The organism is Afipia sp. GW823-FHT06G09 (assembly GCF_058794875.1).
In genome coordinates, this window is the sequence record NZ_JBXAHF010000002.1 from 759,479 (window position 1) to 777,576 (window position 18,098).

Genomic DNA, 18,098 nt, shown 5'->3' on the forward strand with positions numbered 1-18,098 from the left:
CTAGGGAGGGTTCCAACGGGTGTTTCACGTGAAACAGTGAAGGGGTTCCGCCTGTTTCACGTGAAACAGGCCCAATGGCCGACCTGGAACCCCAGTCGGCCATTGGCCTACTTGCCAATACAGAACTCCCGGAAGATCACATCCAAGATGTCCTCGACATCCACTCGTCCGATCAAACGGCCCAATGAATGAATCGCGATTCGTAGCTCTTCCGCCAGAAGCTCGTCGCCGCTGCCAGCCGAGCGCCCTGCCCGGTCCAGTGCCTCCACAGTCTCGCGCAGCAATGTCCGGTGCCGGGCGCGGCTGACCAAAGCCATTTCGCCCGCCCCGAAGTAATCCTGGGCGTAGGCCACCAGCGCCGCGATCAACTCCGGGACGCCATCGCCCTGCGCGGCGGAAATATCGAACTGCGCCCCAGCCCCGCCCTCGCCTTTGCCGCCGATCAGATCAACCTTGTTGCGCACGATCCACACCGGCGCATGGCCGTCTTCGTTCTGCGGCAACGGCGCGGTCTTGTCATTCGCATCGACAAGCCACAGAACCAGATCCGATGTGCGGGCGCGATCGCGCGCGCGGCGCACGCCCTCCTGCTCGACCGGATCATGGGTGTCACGGACGCCCGCGGTATCGATCAGCGTCACCGGATAGCCGTCGAGATCGAGATGAACCTCGATCACATCGCGCGTGGTGCCGGCATGTGGAGAAACGATTGCAGCTTCGCGCCGCGCAAGACGATTGAGCAGCGTCGATTTTCCGGCGTTCGGCGGACCGGCGATTGCAACTGTGAGACCTTCGCGCAGACGTTCACTTTGTGCCGATGCCGCAAGCGTTTCTTCGATTTCGGATTTAAGCGCCGCGATTTTCTTCAAAGCCGGCGCGACAAGCTCTGCTGACACATCGCCCTCGTCCGAGAAATCGATTCCCGCTTCGATCAGTGCCGACGCTTCGATGATCTGCTGCCGCCACCTCTCCGCCTTCGCGCCAAGCAAACCTTTCAGGTGCCGCAAAGCCTGACGGCGCTGACGATCGGTGTCGGCGTGGATCAGATCGTCGAGACCTTCGGCTTCGGTCAGATCAAGCTTGCCGTTCTCGAACGCGCGGCGCGTGAACTCGCCCGGCTCCGCGGGACGCAAGCCGTCGATAGATCCAAGCGCATCGAAAATCGCCGCAATGACGGCGCGTCCACCATGGACATGAAATTCTGCGACGTCTTCGCCGGTCGCGCTGTGCGGGCCCGGGAACCAGAGCGCCACTGATTCGTCGATGGCGCTGCCGTCGAGGTCGCGCAAAGTCGCAACATGGGCCAGACGAGGCGCGGGCAATTTTCCACATAACCGCTCCACCGCCGCGCTGGCCTGCGGGCCCGATACGCGGATGATGGCAATCGCCGACGGCGCGCGGCCGGTCGACAAGGCGAAAATGGTCTGATCGGGGGAAGGCATGCCTATTTGTCGAATGACCAGCCGACAGGCAATGAAAAATCCCTAAGGAGGAGCCCGGTGTTATAATTGCTGCATCGCAATATGTTGCAAGGACAGATGCAGCAAATCTAATATTGCACTGCACAACAACATCACCCTCGCGCAGCGGTAATTATCTCCGAAAGCGACCTGCGCTGCTGTCCGCCGCGGTCAAAATTTTCTGGCGCGAGCCAATTTTCGTAAGCGCCTTTCAGCGCTGGCCACTCGCTGTCGAGAATCGAAAACCAGGCGGTGTCCCGGTTGTGGCCCTTGACCACCAGGTGATTGCGGAAAATTCCCTCAAAGCGAAATCCGAGCCGCAGCGCAGCGCGGCGCGACGGCGCGTTGAATGAGTTGCACTTCCATTCGTAACGCCGGTAGCCGAGCTCATCGAATACATAGCGCATCAAAAGATACATCGCCTCGGTGGTCACCGATGTGCGCTTGAGTGTGTCGGCGTAGTGGATGCTGCCGATTTCCACGACGCCGTTGGCAGGATCAGGCCGCATGAACGCACAAACACCGCCGGCGCGTCCCGACGCGCGGTCGATGATGGCGCTGTAAATGTAGTCCTTGCTGTTCGCAGCTTCGGTCAGCCAGGTCAGAATGACGGCGTCATCCGCAAAGGGACCGATGAACAGATACACCCACGATGCTTCATCGGTATCTCTGAATGCCGCGAGCAAGTCGTCACCGTGACGCGCCACATCGAGCGGTTCGATACGGCAGGTGCGGCCATCGATCGTGACCGGTTGCGGCAACGCACGGCGCGTCCAGCCGGGCAGGGCAGCGCCGAGCGGAAGACTGGGATTTGACGACAAGACACAACCTCCCTTGCTGGCGCAGCTTGTGCCGATGCGAGCAGCGCAATCATCCTGACGTGGTATACCGAAAATGCAAATGCCCGGCACATCGATACGAAGGCATGCTTCGCACTGATGGGCCGGGCATCGTAAACAAGCTGACCGCTGCTGGCGGTCAGAAGTTCTTAGGTATTCATCGAGTCGAAGAACTCGGCGTTGTTCTTGGTGTTGCGGAGCTTGTCGAGCAGGAAGTCGATCGCGTCCATGGTGCCCATCGGATTGAGGATGCGGCGAAGGACGTACATCTTCTTGAGCAGCTGCGGATCAGTGATGAGCTCTTCCTTGCGCGTACCGGAGCGCGAGATGTCGATCGCCGGGAAGGTGCGCTTGTCCGAAACCTTGCGGTCGAGAATGAGTTCGGAGTTACCGGTACCCTTGAACTCTTCGAAAATCACTTCGTCCATGCGGCTGCCGGTATCGACAAGCGCCGTCGCGATGATCGTCAGCGAACCGCCTTCCTCGATATTACGCGCGGCGCCGAAGAAACGCTTGGGACGCTGCAGTGCATTTGCGTCGACACCACCGGTCAGCACCTTGCCGGATGACGGCACCACGGTGTTATAGGCGCGGCCGAGGCGGGTGATCGAGTCGAGCAGAATGACAACATCGCGGCCATGTTCGACCAGGCGCTTGGCCTTCTCGATCACCATCTCGGCGACCTGCACGTGACGCACCGCCGGTTCGTCGAAGGTCGACGACACAACCTCGCCCTTCACCGAACGCTGCATGTCGGTGACTTCTTCCGGACGCTCATCGATCAGAAGAACGATCAGATAGCATTCCGGATGATTGGCTGTGATTGAGTGGGCGATGTTCTGCATCAGCACCGTCTTGCCGGTGCGGGGAGGCGCGACGATCAGCGCGCGCTGGCCCTTGCCGATCGGAGCCACGATGTCGATGACGCGGGCCGAAAGATCCTTGCGTGTCGGATCATCGAGTTCGAGACGGAAACGCTCGTCCGGAAACAGCGGCGTCAGGTTATCGAAGTTGACCTTGTGCTTGGACTTCTCGGGGTCCTCGAAGTTCAACGTGTTGACCTTGAGCAGCGCGAAGTAGCGTTCACCTTCCTTCGGGCTGCGGATATGGCCCTCGATGGTGTCGCCGGTGCGCAATCCGAAGCGGCGGATCTGCGATGGCGAAACATAGATGTCATCGGGGCCGGGCAGGTAGTTGGCGTCCCATGAGCGCAAGAATCCAAAGCCGTCGGAGAGAACTTCGACGACGCCTTCACCGATGATGTCGGTCTCCTGGATCGCAAGCTGTTTGAGAATGGCGAACATCAGCTCCTGCTTGCGCATGGTGCTGGCATTTTCGACCCCAAGCTCTTCGGCGAACGAGACAAGCTCCGCCGGAGTTTTGGTTTTGAGGTCCTGTAGTTTGATTTCCCGCATTGGGGTTGTCCTGTGGAGCATGTGGAGAAAAAGAGAGGGGAGGGGAGCGAAAGGTTTCAGCCTGCTGACGACATACGGACTACAAACGCGATCAGAAGTCCGCAGGTCTTGAGCGAGGAAGGTGCCGGGAGGCTTCGAACCTGATGTGGCGGCCGGTCCAACAATGAGACCGGGACTCAACCACATCCGCCTGCGTTCGGTGGGATGACAAGAATATAGAAAATCGTCCGGGTCTTCGCAAGCAGGTCGTTGCCGCTTCAATCGGCAACGCGTTGTCCTAAAACGGTTTGACGATCACCAGAATGACGATTCCGATCATGAGGACAGTCGGTACTTCGTTGATAATACGGTAGAATTTCTGACTTCGGGTATTCCGGTCATTGGCGAAATCCCGCACCCGGGCTGCGAAAAATCCATGAACGCCCGACAGGATCAGCACCAGCAGGAATTTTGCGTGAAACCAGCCTGAAACATACCAGCCACCCTGCCAGACCAGCCATAAACCGGCCAGCCAGGTCACGATCATCGCCGGATCGATGATCGCCCTGAGAAGCCGCCTCTCCATGACCTTGAAAGTTTCGGACTGTTTCGATCCGATTTCAGCTTCGCAGTGATAAACAAACAGACGCGGCAGATAGAGCATGCCTGCCATCCAGGAAATCACGGCGATCACATGCAGCGCCTTGATCCATTCGTACATCGCGTCTTCTTCTCTGCTGAGCTTATTTCTGCATCGAAACCGGTCTTTCCAGTTTCGATATGCAGGAACCAATTTCTGCCCGGTGGGTTGAGCAGCATCGGTAGATGACGCGAGAAGGGGTCTGTCCGCAAGCACCACTTCCTTAAAGAATCCTTTTAGATTCTTAAGTTTGATTAAGTGTAGCCGTGATTAGCGCTCGCGCATTTCTCTCCAGTGTTTATCCAGTGTTCGTCCACAAGGCGCCGGTTTGTACCCGCTGCTGGTCTCTATGAGAGCCGTGGAAAATACGCCGATGGTTTCAAGTATTTGCCTGCTGTTGGCCCGCCATTATCCCAAGACAAATCCACACAACCCCGCTACCATCGAAGTGAAGGTTAGATTTCATCCCGAAATCAGCGCTGTGAATGAATAGGCGAGTTATCCCGGCTGGTGCCGACGGGCGCCAGAGCGAGGCCAATATGCCCACAGGGATTCACAGAGATTCACAGTCGCCGGATTGAGCGGAAACGGGTTCGACACGCCATGGCGCCTACTACCGGCAGTTATTTTCACCTCCACATGATTTCCGATTCGACCGGCGAAACGCTGATCACCGTCGCGCGTGCGGTGGCTGCGCAGTACTCCAACGTCTCGCCGGTGGAGCATGTCTATCCCCTGGTCCGCAGTCAGAAGCAGCTCGATCGCGTCCTTGCGGAGATCGAGGAAGCGCCGGGAATTGTACTGTTCACGTTGCTGGAAAAGGATCTGGTCGAGCGGCTGGAAGCCAAATGCCAGGAAATCAATATTCCGAGCTTGTCGATCATCGGTCCAGTGATGCAGTTGTTTCAGGCCTATCTCGGCACCGAAACCTCGCGCCGGGTCGGTGCACAGCACACCCTCAACGCCGAGTATTTCAAGCGGATCGACGCGCTGAACTACACGATGATGCATGACGACGGCCAGCACGTCGAAGGGCTGGAGGAGGCCGATGTGGTTCTTGTCGGCGTCTCCCGCACATCGAAGACCCCGACCTCGATCTACCTTGCCAACCGCGGCGTTCGCACCGCCAACGTTCCGCTGGTGCCGGGAATTCCAATCCCGCATCAGCTTGAAACGCTGAAGAATCCGCTTGTGGTCAGCCTTCATGCAACGCCGGAGCGATTGATACAGGTGCGGCAAAATCGCCTGCTCGGCATCGGCAAGACCGGCGACGATACCTATATCGATCGTCAGGCGGTGACCGAGGAAGTTGCGTTCGCCCGGAAACTCAGCGCGAAGTTCGACTGGGCGCTTCTCGATGTGACACGGCGCTCCATTGAGGAAACCGCTGCGGCCATCATGAAGCTCTTTGCCGATCGCCAGCGCCAGAAGGCATCGCAAACGTGACTGTCTGGCGTGAACGGCAACCGTTGATTCTGGCGTCGCAGAGTGCTGTGCGAAAAAGTCTGCTTGCGAATGCGGGTATCGCCGTTGAGACCATCCCGGCTGACATTGATGAACGTGCCATCCAGGACAAATCAGGTCTGAAAAATCCGGGTGAGATCGCGGCGCTGCTTGCCGGTGAGAAGGCAAAGTTTATTTCTCTCAGGCATCCGGGCCGGTATGTGGTCGGGGCGGATCAGACGCTGGCGCTGGGCGGACGGCTTTTCAGCAAGCCCGCAAATCGGGCCGCGGCTTCGGCGCAGATCGCAACGCTGTCCGGACAGACCCACGAATTGCACAGTGCGGTCAGCGTGACAAAAGACGGTGCGCCGCTGTTTTCCCATGTCAGCGTGGCGCGCATGACGATGCGGGCTCTGACTGAGCGTGAGATTACCGCTTATATCGATGAGGCTGGCGACGCGGTCACCGCAAGTGTCGGCGCCTATCAGTTGGAGCGCACCGGCGTGCACCTGTTCGAGCGCATCGAGGGTGATCATTTTACGATTCTGGGATTGCCGCTGCTGCCGTTGCTTGGTTTCCTGCGCAGCCGCAATCTGCTGGCCGTTTGATGAAAGAAGTGACGATGCTGCTGCTGGGTTTGACCGGTTCGATCGGGATGGGGAAATCGACCACCGCGAAACTGTTCGAGGAGGCCGGGGTGCCGGTCTATGACGCCGACGCCACGGTCCATAAGGTCTATGAGGGCGAGGCTGCGCCGGCGGTGGAAGCGGCGTTTCCGGGGAGTACGGTGAACGGCAGGGTCGACCGGCAAAAACTGTCGGCCATGGTTGTGAACAACGCCGATGCCATGAAGAAGCTCGAGACCATCGTGCACCCGATGCTGCGCAGTCATCAGCTCAAATTCCTCAGCGATGCAGAAAAGTCCGGCGCACCGGTGGCCGTGCTCGATGTGCCGTTGTTGTATGAGACCGGCGGCGAGAACCGCGTCGATGCGGTGGTGGTTGTCACCACCGCGCCGGAGATCCAGCGCGAACGCATTCTGGCGCGGGACAACATGACGCCCGAGAAGCTGGATGCCATTCTGGCGCGGCAGCTGCCCGATGCCGAAAAGCGCAAGCGAGCGGATTTTGTGGTGGACACATCCCACGGCCTGGACCCGGTGCGGCAGCAGATCGGTGAAATTCTCCGCGAAGTCGTTAAAATGCCGAGACGGCGAAGCTGATTCGCTAAACCAACCGGCATTCTCATGCGCGAAATCGTTCTCGATACCGAAACCACAGGCCTCGATCCGCTGCGCGGCGATCGGCTGGTCGAGATCGGCTGTGTCGAGATGATCAACCGCATGCCGACGGGGCAGACGTTTCACGTCTATCTCAATCCCGAGCGCGACATGCCGCAGGAAGCCTTCGCGGTGCACGGGCTGTCGAGCGAGTTTCTCGCCGACAAGCCGTTGTTCGCGGCGGTGGCTGAGGATTTCCTGACCTTCATCGGGGACGCGCCGCTGGTCATTCACAATGCGTCGTTCGATATCGGCTTTATCAATGCCGAACTGACCAAGGTCTCGCGCGCGGCGATTCCGCGCGACCGTCTGGTCGACACGCTGACGCTGGCGCGCCGCAAGCATCCCGGTGTGTCGAACCGGCTCGACGACCTGTGTTCGCGCTATGCCATCGATAATTCCCGCCGCACCAAGCACGGCGCGTTGCTCGACGCGGAACTGTTGGCGGAAGTCTACATAGATCTGATCGGTGCGCGGCAGTCTCAGCTTATTCTGTCGGAGACGCGTCAGTCGTTCAGCACGGGACAGACGGATGCACCGCGCCGGCAGCGCGAGGTGCCGCTTGCACCGCGCATTACCGAAGCGGATGTCGCCGCGCACACAGCCTTTGTCGCGACCCTGGGCGGCACGCCGGTCTGGAACGAATTTTCCAAGGAAACCTGAAGCGGCGCGAATGTACGCCGCTGAGCCTTAGCCCGGTTCAAGCCTTAGCTCGGCTTGACCTGCTGTTGCTGCTCCGCCTGGCGCGCCATGTTCTGGCGGTAGAGGCCGACGAAGTCCACCGGGTCGAGCATCAGCGGCGGGAAGCCGCCGGAGCGCACCGACGTCGCAATGATTTCCCGGGCGAAGGGGAACAGCAGCCTCGGGCATTCGATCATGATAAACGGATGCATGCTGTCCTGCGGAACGTTCTGAATGCGGAACACGCCGGCATAGATCAGTTCAAAGGCGAACAGCACAAGATTGTCGTTCTCGGCCTTGCCCTCGATCGATAGCGCGACCTCAAAGTCGTGCTCGGCAACCGCGTTCGCGGTGACATTGATCTGAATGTTGATGGTGGGCTGCTTGTCCTGGGCCGCCAGCGAAGCCGGAGAGTTCGGATTCTCGAACGAGAAGTCCTTGATGTACTGCGCCAGGACGTTGAACTGGGGCGGGGCCGCGTTCTCGGAAGGTGCACCGTTGCCGTTGGTCATGAGTAGATCTCTCCGAGAATGTGGAAACTGAATCGCCCAGGGGAGCAATCCGGTCCGGGAACTGCCTGCGAAAAAGGCCTTGGCGGCAAAACATCCGCTCCGGAAGGGCCCTTGTCGGGGCGAGTGGCTATCATAGCCTTGCCTCATTCGACAAGGACGATAGGCCTCATTCTGTTGCGTTTCGGCTGGCTCTGACCGCTGGATCGGGTAGAATTAAGCGAAACAGGCGCCGTGAATGCCCCAAACCCTGTCTTTTGGGCACTTCAAAGCGCGGCATATGGCGGTGTTGGCTGGATCGGGTTTCGTGCCTACATGTGACAGGCAAATTCGTGGGTGGCCCATCCGGGTTGTTTTTCGGGTTGCGTGAAGCACCGATCAGAAAGTGAATGCGACGTGGATATTTACACTATCATTTTTCTGGCTCTGGCCGTCTTCATCTTCCTGCGGCTGCGCAACGTATTGGGACAGCGCACCGGTGACGAACGTCCGCCGTTCGACCTGCCGGCGCGGGGCAATGCGCGCATGTCCGACAATGTCGTGCCGTTGCCCGGCAAAACCATCGATCAGGCCCCGCTGGCGCCATCGGCCGAACCTGCGGTCGTGGTTGACCGGTGGAAGGGAATTGCCGAATCTGGTTCGGCGCTCGCGCGCGGTCTCGATCAGATCGCCGTTTCCGATCCGTCCTTCGACGCGCAGCATTTCATCAGCGGCGCCAAGAGCGCGTATGAGATGATCGTGCTCGCGTTCGCCAATGGCGACCGGCGGACCTTGAAGGATCTGCTGTCGTCTGAGGTCTATGAAGGTTTCGAGGCTGCGATCAAGGAACGCGAGCAGCGCGGCGAAAAGGTCGAGACCCGGTTCGCTTCGATCGACAAGGCGGAGATCGTCAACGCGGAAACGCGCGATCGGTCCGCCCAGATCACCGTCCGGTTTGTCTCCCAGATGATTTCGGTCACGCGCGACAAGGCCGGCACCGTCGTCGATGGCAATGCGGAAAAGCTCACCGATGTCACAGATGTCTGGACATTCGCCCGTGACATCGCGTCGCGCGATCCGAACTGGAAGCTGGTTGGGACGGAAAGCGGACAGTAACGACGTTGCTGCGCCCGGTGCACGAGCCGGGCGTTGTGGCGCGTGGCTGAAAGCGGGAGCGGCCGGACTTTGTGTCGCCGGCCTTGTCATCGCGGACGCCCAGGCGAGAGCGAGCCGCCACACCTCCCACGAACATCATGAACATCAAAGGCGCCGACCGGTTGTCTGGCCGCTGGAATTTCCCGGCGCTCAGTACGCGCCGCTGAAATGGAGCGAGGTCGCCGGTTGGACCGACGACGATCCGCTCCCCGCGTTCAAGACGTTTCGCGCAAGCTGCAAGCCGATTGCCGCGCAGAAGGCTCCGCTCGCCGAGAGCAAGGCGCTCGGCACGTCGCTGCATGATTCCTGCATCGCGGCGCGCGCCCAGGATATTTCCGACAGCGCCAAGGCACGCGAATTCTTCGAGAAGAATTTCACGCCGTTGCTGATTTCGCGAATCGGTGAGGATGCCGGCTTTGTCACCGGCTATTACGAGCCGATCGTCGACGGCTCGCGGGTCCAGACCGATGTGTATAACGTGCCGGTCTATCGGCGGCCGTCGAACCTGTTCGTGCGCGGATACTCGCAGGCCAATTCCAGCATGCCGAACAAAGGCCAGGTGTTCCGCAAGATCGGGCGGCGCAAGCTGGTGCCGTATTACGACCGCGCCGAGATTGAGGACGGTGCGATTGCGGGACGGGGGTTGGAGGTGGTGTGGCTCAAGAGCCAGACCGATTTGCTGTTCATCCAGATTCAAGGCTCGGCACGAATCAAGCTTGAGGATGGTTCGATCGTTCGCATCAATTACGACGCACATAACGGCTTTCCCTATATGCCCGTCGGCCGAATCCTGATCGAACGCAACATCATTCCCAAAGATCAGATGTCGATGCAGAAGATCAGGGAGTACATGGAGCAGAGCCCGGATGCCGCGAAAGAACTGCGCCGGCAGAATCGCTCCTATGTGTTCTTCCGCGAGGTGAAGCTCGGGGCGGATGACGAGGCGGTCGGCGCGCAGGGCGTGCCTCTGACGGCGGGACGCTCGATCGCTGTCGACAAGTCGCTGCACGTCTATGGCACGCCATTCTTTATCGAAGGCAACCTGCCGATTGAGTCAGACACATCGAACACGCCGTTCCGCCGGTTGATGATCGCGCAGGACACCGGCTCGGCGATCATCGGTCCGGCGCGCGCGGACATTTACTTCGGCGCGGGGGCCGATGCAGGCCGCGTCGCCGGTCGCCTGAAAAATCCTGCGCGCTTCGTCATGCTGCTGCCGAACAGTCTCGATCCGGTGCAGCGCGGCAAGACTATGCCGCTGCCGGAAGACCGGCCGTCGGCCACGATCGCAAAGCTGTTTCCGCAAAAAGATCTGTCCAAGGAGCCCGCAAAGGAGCCGGTCAAGGAGACGCCGAAAGAAGTTGTGAAAGAAGCTCCAAAAGAAACAGCCAAGGACGTGCCGAAAGAGCAGCCCAAAGAGCAATCAAAGGAATCACCCAAAAGCCAGTCCAAGGATCAGCCCGCGGCAGCCCAGACGCCAGCCGTCGCACCGGCAGCACCCGCGGTAACCGCGCCGGTTGCGCAAGCTGTGCCGCTGCCGGAGGCGCGCCCGAAAGCTGCGCCCGATGTGGCATCAACCGCGACCGCGAAACCTGAACAGCCGCGCCGCAAGCGGCACTACCGGCGCACTCGTCATCGCCAATGAAACGTCCGCGTAATCTCGATCCACCGCCTGTGTCCCGACGAAAGCGCGCGCTCAGCCGCGAAGAAGTCGAACTATGGGAAAGCGTGGCGAAGCAGGCGAAGCCGCTGCGCAAGAGACCGCGTTCGCTGAAGGTTTCCGCAGAAGCGCTGGACGAATCACCGGTCGCTCCGAAGCTGGCACCGGCACCGAAATCGCCAGCGATGCATCGAAAGATTCCGGCCGCTCCGCCCGCGCCGCCGCCGCTTGCGCCGCTCGGGCGGCGTGAGCGCTCGCAGCTTTCACGCGGTCGGAAGGAGATCGACGCGCGGCTCGACCTGCATGGGATGACGCAGAGCAAAGCGCATCGTGTGCTGTTGAACTTCCTGCATCACGCGCACGAGAATGGTATGGCCTTCGTTCTGATCATCACCGGCAAGGGCCGCACGGTGGGACCGGAGTCGGAGCGCGGCGTGCTCCGCCGTCAGGTCCCGCACTGGCTTGGGCTGCCGGAATTCCGCAGCTTCGTGATCGGCTTTGAGGAAGCGCACATCGGCCACGGCGGCGAGGGCGCGCTTTATGTGCGCGTCCGCCGGGCGCGGTAGGCCGATTACAGGATGAACCGGCTGAGATCGGTGTTCTTGGCCAGATCGCCGATATGCTTTTTCACATAATCGGCGTTGATCGTGATGGTCTGACCGTTCATGTCCGGAGCGTGGAACGATGTCTCGTCGAGCACGCGCTCCATCACCGTCTGCAAACGCCGCGCACCGATATTCTCTATGGTTGAGTTCACCGCAACGGCGATATCGGCAAGCGCGTCGATCGCATCGTCGGTGATGTCGAGGGTCACGCCTTCGGTCTGCATCAGCGCGACATACTGTTTGAGCAGCGACGCTTCGGGCTCGGTGAGAATACGGCGCATGTCGTCCCGGGTCAGTGCCTGCAGCTCGACGCGGATCGGCAGGCGGCCCTGCAACTCTGGCAGCAGGTCCGACGGTTTGGCGATGTGGAAGGCTCCCGACGCAATGAACAGGATATGATCGGTCTTCACCGCGCCGTGCTTGGTGGACACGGTGGTGCCTTCGATCAGCGGCAGCAGGTCGCGCTGCACGCCTTCGCGGGAGACATCGCCGGCGCGTACGCCATCGCGGACGCAGATCTTGTCTATCTCGTCGAGGAAGACGATGCCGTTGTTCTCGACGGCCTGGATGGATTCCTGCACCACCTGTTCGTTATCGAGCAGCTTGTCGCTTTCCTCGTTGACAAGAATTTCGTGGGAGTCCGCGACGCTAAGCCGGCGCGTTTTGGTGCGGCCGCCCATCTTGCCGAAGATGTCGCCGATCGAGATCGCGCCGACCTGTGCGCCCGGCATGCCGGGAATCTCGAACATCGGTGCGCCGCCGGACGACTGGGTCTCGATTTCGATTTCCTTGTCGTTGAGTTCGCCTGCGCGCAATTTCCTGCGGAACGAATCGCGCGTGGCGGCACCGGCATTGGCGCCGACCAGCGCATCGAGCACGCGCTCTTCGGCGGCTTGCTGCGCGCGCGCCTGCACGTCCTTTCGCTTGCGTTCGCGGGTTTGCAGGATGCCGACTTCGACAAGGTCGCGCACAATCTGCTCAACATCGCGGCCGACATAGCCGACTTCGGTAAACTTCGTGGCCTCCACCTTGATGAACGGAGCATTGGCCAGCCGCGCGAGCCGCCGCGCTATCTCGGTCTTGCCGACGCCGGTCGGCCCGATCATGAGAATGTTTTTCGGCAGCACCTCTTCGCGCAATGAACCGGTGAGTTGCTGACGCCGCCAGCGGTTGCGCAGCGCGATGGACACCGCGCGCTTGGCGTCGCCCTGTCCGACGATGAAGCGGTCGAGTTCGGAAACGATTTCGCGGGGAGAGAAGTCTGTCATGGCTCTTAGCTATTGTTGAAGGAGATGGATCGCAAGCGTGGCGGATCACTAGATAATCGGCGGCCCGCCTTGCCATTGCCGTATCGCATCGAACGGATGGATCAGCATGATGATGTTCAGCGTCAGGTTGTCGCGGATGTGAAGACCGACGGCGATCTCGAACACAATGGCGATGATTACCGTCGCAATCACCGGCAGTTTCCGCGCGGCAATGAAGCCCGCGATCATCGCCAGCGTGTCGGATATCGAGTTGACGATGCTGTCGCCGTAATAATCCAGCGAGATGGTGCCGGCGCGATAGCGCTCGATGATGAGCGGCGAATTTTCCAGGAGTTCCCAGCCGCCCTCGATCAGCATCGCAATCAGAAGACGCGCGATCCACGACACGCGCGGCAGCAGCAGCCATGTCAGGCCATAGAACAGGAAGCCATGGATGATATGCGAGAACGTGTACCAGTCGGCGATGTGCTGCGAGTTTTCCGAGCTGAGCACCACGCCATGCCAGAGCTTGACATATCCGCAGGTGCAGATCGGCACGCGCCCCATGGCATAGAGGATCGCGGCCTGAAGCGCGAGCAGCGCGGCTGCGATGATGAATCCCTGACGCGGCGACAGCCCCGACCTTGCAGACAAGGCTGCCTGGTCCGATGCCGCGCTCATGTGGTCAGCGTTTCGATGGTGACGTTGCGGTTGGTGTAGACGCAGATATCGGCCGCGATATCCAGCGAGCGGCGCACGATGGTCTCGGCGTCCTGGTCGGAATCGGCCAGCGCGCGTGCCGCGGCGAGGGCATAGTTGCCGCCGGAGCCGATCGCCATCACGCCGTGCTCCGGCTCGAGCACGTCGCCGGTTCCGGTCAGCACCAGCGACACGTCCTTGTCGGCGACGATCATCATGGCCTCAAGGCGGCGCAGATAGCGGTCCGTGCGCCAGTCCTTCGCCAGTTCGACCGCCGCACGGGTGAGCTGGCCGGGATACTGCTCCAGCTTGGCCTCGAGCCGCTCGAACAGCGTGAAGGCGTCCGCAGTGGCCCCGGCGAAGCCGCCGATGACGTCGCCCTTGCCGAGCTTTCGGACCTTCTTGGCGTTGGATTTGATGACGGTCTGGCCGATGGAGACCTGCCCATCGCCGCCAATGACCACCTTGCCGCCCTTGCGGACTGTGAGAATCGTCGTGCCGTGCCAGATTTCAGCTTGTGATGCCTGCATAAAAACCTCGTTGAGGGCCCTCATCTAGGCACTGGCGCCGCCGGTTGCAATCGACCCGCCGGGCGGCGAATTCCGGTCACCATATCTGAAAACTCAGGCAAAAATCGCGTCATCCCGCAGTAGCGAAGGCGTCATGTGCCTGTTAAAAGGGCGCGACTTCCGGCTTCTGGAGAGCACTTTTCATGCGCACGGCTACCATCAAGCGCAAAACCAAGGAAACCGACATCATGGTGTCGGTCAATCTGGACGGGACCGGCATATCCAATGTCGCGACCGGCATCGGATTCTTTGATCATATGCTGGATCTCCTGGCGCGGCATTCGCGCATCGACATCACCGTGCAGGCCGACGGTGATCTCCATGTCGATTACCACCACACCACGGAAGATGTCGGCATCGCGCTCGGGCAGGCTGTGAAGCAGGCGCTCGGCGACATGAAGGGTATCACCCGTTACGCCAATATCCACATGCCGATGGACGAAACGCTGTCGCGTGTCGTGATCGACATTTCGGGACGACCGGTGCTGGTGTTCAAGGCCGAGTTCCCGCGCGACAAGATCGGCGAGTTCGACACCGAACTGGTGCGCGAATGGTTTAACGCCTTCGCGATCAACGCCGGCGTGACGCTGCATGTCGAGACGCTGTACGGCGAGAACAACCATCATATCGCCGAGTCGTGCTTCAAGGGTCTGGCGCGCGCGCTCCGCGCAGCGGTTGCCATCGATCCGCGTGCCGCAGGCGAAATTCCCTCGACCAAGGGCACGCTAGGCGGCTGATTTGAGCGCAAGCGCATGCCGGTCATGCGCTGGAATTCACTTTTGGACCAGTGAGTGACGCACGATCTTTGCCGGATCGTGCCGAACGAGGTTCCGGAGAACGATCATGGCGGTTTATACGGTTCACGCTCCGGCGAGCTACGGCGTCGATGTCCGCACGGCGCCGGAAAAGCTCGTGTTCGTACGCGACGGGTTTTATGTCTGGGCTTTCGTTGCTGCGATCTTCTGGCTGATCTGGCACCGGCTGTGGCTGGCGCTGCTCGGCTACATCGCGCTGATGATCGTGGCTGAAATCGCCATGTCGGCCGCGGGCGTCGGGTCGGGCGCGCGGTTGCTTGTGATGGCTGTCATCGCGGTGCTGGTCGGGCTTGAGGCCGGATCGCTGCGCCGCTGGAAGCTGTCGGGCCGCAAATGGCGTCAGCTCGACGTTGTCGTGGCGGACTCTGAGGAAGATGCCGAGCGCCGCTTCTTCGAGCGCTGGAATGCAAAGGTCGCGCAAGGCAGTGAGCGCACAGGAGCGTCGTCTCCGCCTCCGCTGCCGCGCGCATCCATTTCGCAGCCGCAAGGCATTATCGGCTTGTTTCCTGAATCCGGAGCGTCGCGTTGAGCGTTGCCATCATCGATTACGGCTCTGGCAATCTGCACTCGGCGGCAAAGGCTTTCGAGCGTGCGGCGCGCAGCATGGAGCAGCCGGCGAAGATTGTCGTGACCCGCGATCCCGACACGGTGTTCCGTGCAGATCGCATTGTCTTGCCCGGCGTCGGCGCCTTCGCCGACTGCCGCAAAGGCCTCGATGGACTGGACGGTATGGTCGACGCGATGACCGAGGCCGTGCGCGACAAGGCACGGCCGTTCTTCGGCATCTGTGTCGGCATGCAGTTGATGGCGACCCAGGGCAAGGAATACGTCACAACGCCGGGACTCGACTGGATTTCGGGTGACGTCGTGAAGATCACGCCGCGCGAGGAAGATCTGAAAATTCCGCACATGGGCTGGAACACGCTCGATCTGGTGCGTGAGCATCCGGTGCTGGAGCGGCTGCCGCTCGGTGACAAAGGCCGCCATGCCTATTTCGTGCACTCCTATCACCTGAATGCGGCGAATGAGGCCGACGTTGTCGCGCGCGCCGACTACGGCGGGCCGGTGACGGCGATCGTCGCCAGGGACACCGCGATCGGCACGCAGTTTCACCCCGAGAAGAGCCAGCGTTTTGGTCTCGCCCTGATCTCAAATTTTCTGAAGTGGAAACCGTGATTCTTTTTCCCGCGATCGATCTCAAGAACGGTGAGTGCGTGCGCCTCGAGCAGGGCGACATGGCGCGCGCGACCGTGTTCAACCTCGATCCCGCCGCGCAGGCCAAAACCTTCGAGACGCAGGGGTTCGAATATCTTCACGTTGTCGATCTCGACGGCGCGTTTGCCGGCAAGCCGATGAATGCGCAGGCTGTGGAAGCCATGCTCAAGGTGGTGAAATTTCCGGTGCAGCTCGGCGGCGGCATTCGCGATCTCGCGACCATCGAGGCGTGGCTCGCCAAGGGCATTCGCCGGGTCATCATAGGCACTGCCGCGGTGCGCGATCCCGCGCTGGTGAAAGAGGCCGCGAAAAAATTTCCGGGCCGGGTTGCGGTGGGTCTCGATGCGCGCGACGGCAGGGTCGCCGTTGAAGGCTGGGCTGAGACGTCGACTGTAACGGCACTCGATATCGCGCAGCGTTTTGAGGACGCCGGTGTCGCTGCGATCATCTTCACTGACATTGCGCGCGACGGTCTGCTCAAGGGTCTCAACCTCGACGCGACAATCGCGCTGGCCGACGCGATCTCAATTCCGGTGATTGCCTCCGGCGGTTTCGCCTCCATCGCGGATGTGAAGGCGCTGCTTGAGCCTCGCGCCAAAAAGCTGGAAGGCGCGATCTCCGGCCGCGCGCTGTACGACGGCCGCCTCGATCCGGCCGAGGCATTGACGCTGATCCGCAACGCGCGGGCGGCGGCTTAAGGGCAGGCAACGATGTTCAAGGTTCGCGTGATTCCCTGTCTCGACGTGAAAGACGGCCGTGTCGTCAAGGGCGTCAACTTCGTCGATCTGCGTGACGCGGGCGATCCGGTCGAAGCTGCGATTGCCTATGACGCAGCAGGCGCGGACGAACTTTGCTTTCTCGACATCACCGCAACCCACGAGAACCGCGGCACCATTCTCGATGTGGTGCGGCGGACGGCGGAAGCCTGCTTCATGCCGCTGACGGTTGGCGGCGGCGTGCGCACCGTGGACGATATCCGCACGCTCCTGACGTATGGCGCCGACAAGGTGTCGATCAATTCGGCGGCGGTTGCACGGCGTGAATTCGTCAAGGAAGCCGCGGAGAAGTTCGGCGACCAGTGCATCGTTGTCGCCATCGACGCCAAGCGCACCGGCTCCGACCGCTGGGAGATTTTTACCCACGGCGGCCGCAAGTCGACCGGCATCGACGCCATCGAATACGCGCAGGAGGTGGTTTCGCTGGGCGCCGGAGAAATCCTGCTGACCTCGATGGACCGCGACGGCACGCGGCAGGGTTTCGATATTCACCTGACCCGCGCCATCGCCGACAGCGTCAAGGTTCCGGTCATCGCCTCCGGCGGTGTCGGCAATCTCGACCATCTGGTCGCGGGCATCCGCGAGGGGCACGCCACCGCGGTGCTGGCCGCTTCGATTTTCCACTTCGGGGAGTTCACCATCCGCCAGGCGAAGGACCACATGGTTCGCGCCGGATTGCCGATGCGGCTCGATCCATGAGCTTCGTTATGGGAAGGCAACTGGCCGTATGCCAAATACCTGAATCCGATCAATTCTTTGCGCTCCCTACCGGGGTACGGAAGTGATAGAAGGCGCTTTATGAGCCGTTTTACGATCCACGATCTGGCAACCACCATCGATGCCCGCGCGGCGTCGGGCGGAGATGCGTCCTATACCCGCAAGCTGCTGGACAAGGGCGCCGATCACTGTGCCAAGAAGCTGGGCGAGGAAGCGGTCGAAACCGTCATCGCCGCCGTTGAGAACAACCGCGATCATCTGATCGCCGAGAGCGCCGATCTCGTCTTCCATCTTCTGGTGCTGCTGAAGTCGCGCGGCATCAGTCTTGCCGATGTCGAAGACGCGCTGGCGCAGCGCACTCAGATGTCGGGCCTTGAAGAGAAAGCTGCGCGCAAGCGCGATTAGTTCAATTCCGG

21 protein-coding genes are annotated in these 18,098 nt (G+C 60.8%); 13 read left to right on the top strand and 8 right to left on the bottom strand.

Going from position 1 to position 18,098, the window contains the following annotated elements:
• Nucleotides 1-107: 107 nt before the first annotated feature.
• From mnmE to hemJ, 4 genes are all read right to left on the bottom strand, one after another.
• Nucleotides 108-1,442, bottom strand: coding sequence for a tRNA uridine-5-carboxymethylaminomethyl(34) synthesis GTPase MnmE (gene mnmE / locus AC1Q67_RS11240; RefSeq protein WP_492234068.1), 1,335 nt, complete (start codon nt 1,440-1,442; stop codon nt 108-110).
• 131 nt (nt 1,443-1,573) lie between these two features.
• Nucleotides 1,574-2,281, bottom strand: coding sequence for a GNAT family N-acetyltransferase (locus tag AC1Q67_RS11245; RefSeq protein WP_492234067.1), 708 nt, complete (start codon nt 2,279-2,281; stop codon nt 1,574-1,576).
• Between the two features lie 167 nt (nt 2,282-2,448).
• Nucleotides 2,449-3,714: a transcription termination factor Rho gene (gene rho, locus AC1Q67_RS11250; RefSeq protein ID WP_024576790.1), complete on the bottom strand. Its 1,266-nt coding sequence runs from the start codon at nt 3,712-3,714 to the stop codon at nt 2,449-2,451.
• A 277-nt stretch (nt 3,715-3,991) separates the two neighbouring features.
• Nucleotides 3,992-4,414, bottom strand: a complete 423-nt coding sequence (gene hemJ, locus AC1Q67_RS11255) for a protoporphyrinogen oxidase HemJ (RefSeq protein ID WP_492235664.1) — start codon at nt 4,412-4,414, stop codon at nt 3,992-3,994.
• A 522-nt stretch (nt 4,415-4,936) separates the two neighbouring features.
• On the opposite strand from hemJ, the gene AC1Q67_RS11260 reads away from it, so the two are divergent.
• Genes AC1Q67_RS11260 through dnaQ form a run of 4 tightly spaced genes read left to right on the top strand, consistent with a single transcriptional unit; the run spans nt 4,937 to nt 7,718 of the window.
• Complete coding sequence (locus AC1Q67_RS11260) at nt 4,937-5,779, top strand: pyruvate, water dikinase regulatory protein (protein WP_006023305.1); 843 nt, start codon at nt 4,937-4,939, stop codon at nt 5,777-5,779.
• The gene (locus tag AC1Q67_RS11265) at nt 5,776-6,384 is read left to right on the top strand and encodes a Maf family protein (protein WP_492234066.1); all 609 of its coding nucleotides are present in this window, start codon (nt 5,776-5,778) and stop codon (nt 6,382-6,384) included. Before AC1Q67_RS11260 ends, AC1Q67_RS11265 begins: the two co-directional genes overlap by 4 nt.
• Before the next feature lie 14 nt (nt 6,385-6,398).
• Entirely contained in the window at nt 6,399-6,998 is a 600-nt protein-coding gene (gene coaE, locus AC1Q67_RS11270; protein ID WP_492235663.1) for a dephospho-CoA kinase, read from the top strand.
• Nucleotides 6,999-7,022: 24 nt separating this feature from the next.
• A complete protein-coding gene (gene dnaQ / locus AC1Q67_RS11275) occupies nt 7,023-7,718 on the top strand; it encodes a DNA polymerase III subunit epsilon (RefSeq protein WP_492234065.1) in 696 nt (231 codons plus the stop codon).
• 44 nt (nt 7,719-7,762) lie between these two features.
• Here dnaQ and secB read toward each other — a convergent pair whose 3' ends face one another.
• The gene (gene secB, locus AC1Q67_RS11280; protein WP_024576785.1) at nt 7,763-8,248 is read right to left on the bottom strand and encodes a protein-export chaperone SecB; all 486 of its coding nucleotides are present in this window, start codon (nt 8,246-8,248) and stop codon (nt 7,763-7,765) included.
• Between the two features lie 393 nt (nt 8,249-8,641).
• Here secB and AC1Q67_RS11285 point away from each other — a divergent pair, with 393 nt between their 5' ends.
• Genes AC1Q67_RS11285 through AC1Q67_RS11295 form a run of 3 tightly spaced genes read left to right on the top strand, consistent with a single transcriptional unit; the run spans nt 8,642 to nt 11,605 of the window.
• Nucleotides 8,642-9,340: a Tim44/TimA family putative adaptor protein gene (locus AC1Q67_RS11285; RefSeq protein ID WP_024576784.1), complete on the top strand. Its 699-nt coding sequence runs from the start codon at nt 8,642-8,644 to the stop codon at nt 9,338-9,340.
• The gene (gene mltA / locus AC1Q67_RS11290; RefSeq protein WP_492234064.1) at nt 9,318-11,024 is read left to right on the top strand and encodes a murein transglycosylase A; all 1,707 of its coding nucleotides are present in this window, start codon (nt 9,318-9,320) and stop codon (nt 11,022-11,024) included. Before AC1Q67_RS11285 ends, mltA begins: the two co-directional genes overlap by 23 nt.
• Nucleotides 11,021-11,605, top strand: a complete 585-nt coding sequence (locus AC1Q67_RS11295; RefSeq protein WP_492234063.1) for a Smr/MutS family protein — start codon at nt 11,021-11,023, stop codon at nt 11,603-11,605. Before mltA ends, AC1Q67_RS11295 begins: the two co-directional genes overlap by 4 nt.
• Nucleotides 11,606-11,610: 5 nt before the next feature.
• Here the strand turns inward: AC1Q67_RS11295 and hslU are convergent, their stop codons facing one another.
• The 3 genes from hslU to hslV are packed head-to-tail and all read right to left on the bottom strand — an operon-like array spanning nt 11,611 to nt 14,120.
• Entirely contained in the window at nt 11,611-12,912 is a 1,302-nt protein-coding gene (gene hslU, locus AC1Q67_RS11300; protein WP_492234062.1) for an ATP-dependent protease ATPase subunit HslU, read from the bottom strand.
• A gap of 48 nt (nt 12,913-12,960) precedes the next feature.
• A complete protein-coding gene (locus tag AC1Q67_RS11305; protein ID WP_492234061.1) occupies nt 12,961-13,572 on the bottom strand; it encodes a DUF2585 domain-containing protein in 612 nt (203 codons plus the stop codon).
• Nucleotides 13,569-14,120 carry an ATP-dependent protease subunit HslV gene (gene hslV / locus AC1Q67_RS11310; protein WP_492234060.1) on the bottom strand — a complete coding sequence of 184 codons (552 nt, stop codon included), beginning with the start codon at nt 14,118-14,120 and terminating at the stop codon, nt 13,569-13,571. The genes AC1Q67_RS11305 and hslV overlap by 4 nt, the downstream gene beginning before the upstream one ends.
• 182 nt (nt 14,121-14,302) lie before the next feature.
• Here hslV and hisB point away from each other — a divergent pair, with 182 nt between their 5' ends.
• The 6 genes from hisB (at nt 14,303) to AC1Q67_RS11340 (ending at nt 18,087) form a co-directional block, all read left to right on the top strand.
• A complete protein-coding gene (gene hisB / locus AC1Q67_RS11315; protein WP_492234059.1) occupies nt 14,303-14,896 on the top strand; it encodes an imidazoleglycerol-phosphate dehydratase HisB in 594 nt (197 codons plus the stop codon).
• A gap of 106 nt (nt 14,897-15,002) precedes the next feature.
• Nucleotides 15,003-15,503 carry a DUF2628 domain-containing protein gene (locus AC1Q67_RS11320; RefSeq protein WP_492234058.1) on the top strand — a complete coding sequence of 167 codons (501 nt, stop codon included), beginning with the start codon at nt 15,003-15,005 and terminating at the stop codon, nt 15,501-15,503.
• On the top strand, nt 15,500-16,150 hold the full coding sequence (hisH, locus tag AC1Q67_RS11325) for an imidazole glycerol phosphate synthase subunit HisH (protein ID WP_492234057.1): 651 nt from the start codon (nt 15,500-15,502) through the stop codon (nt 16,148-16,150). The genes AC1Q67_RS11320 and hisH overlap by 4 nt, the downstream gene beginning before the upstream one ends.
• Complete coding sequence (gene hisA, locus AC1Q67_RS11330; RefSeq protein WP_492234056.1) at nt 16,147-16,887, top strand: 1-(5-phosphoribosyl)-5-[(5-phosphoribosylamino)methylideneamino]imidazole-4-carboxamide isomerase; 741 nt, start codon at nt 16,147-16,149, stop codon at nt 16,885-16,887. Before hisH ends, hisA begins: the two co-directional genes overlap by 4 nt.
• 12 nt (nt 16,888-16,899) lie before the next feature.
• Nucleotides 16,900-17,664, top strand: coding sequence for an imidazole glycerol phosphate synthase subunit HisF (gene hisF / locus AC1Q67_RS11335; protein ID WP_492234055.1), 765 nt, complete (start codon nt 16,900-16,902; stop codon nt 17,662-17,664).
• A 99-nt stretch (nt 17,665-17,763) separates the two neighbouring features.
• Entirely contained in the window at nt 17,764-18,087 is a 324-nt protein-coding gene (locus AC1Q67_RS11340) for a phosphoribosyl-ATP diphosphatase (protein ID WP_492234054.1), read from the top strand.
• Nucleotides 18,088-18,098 lie beyond the last annotated feature (11 nt).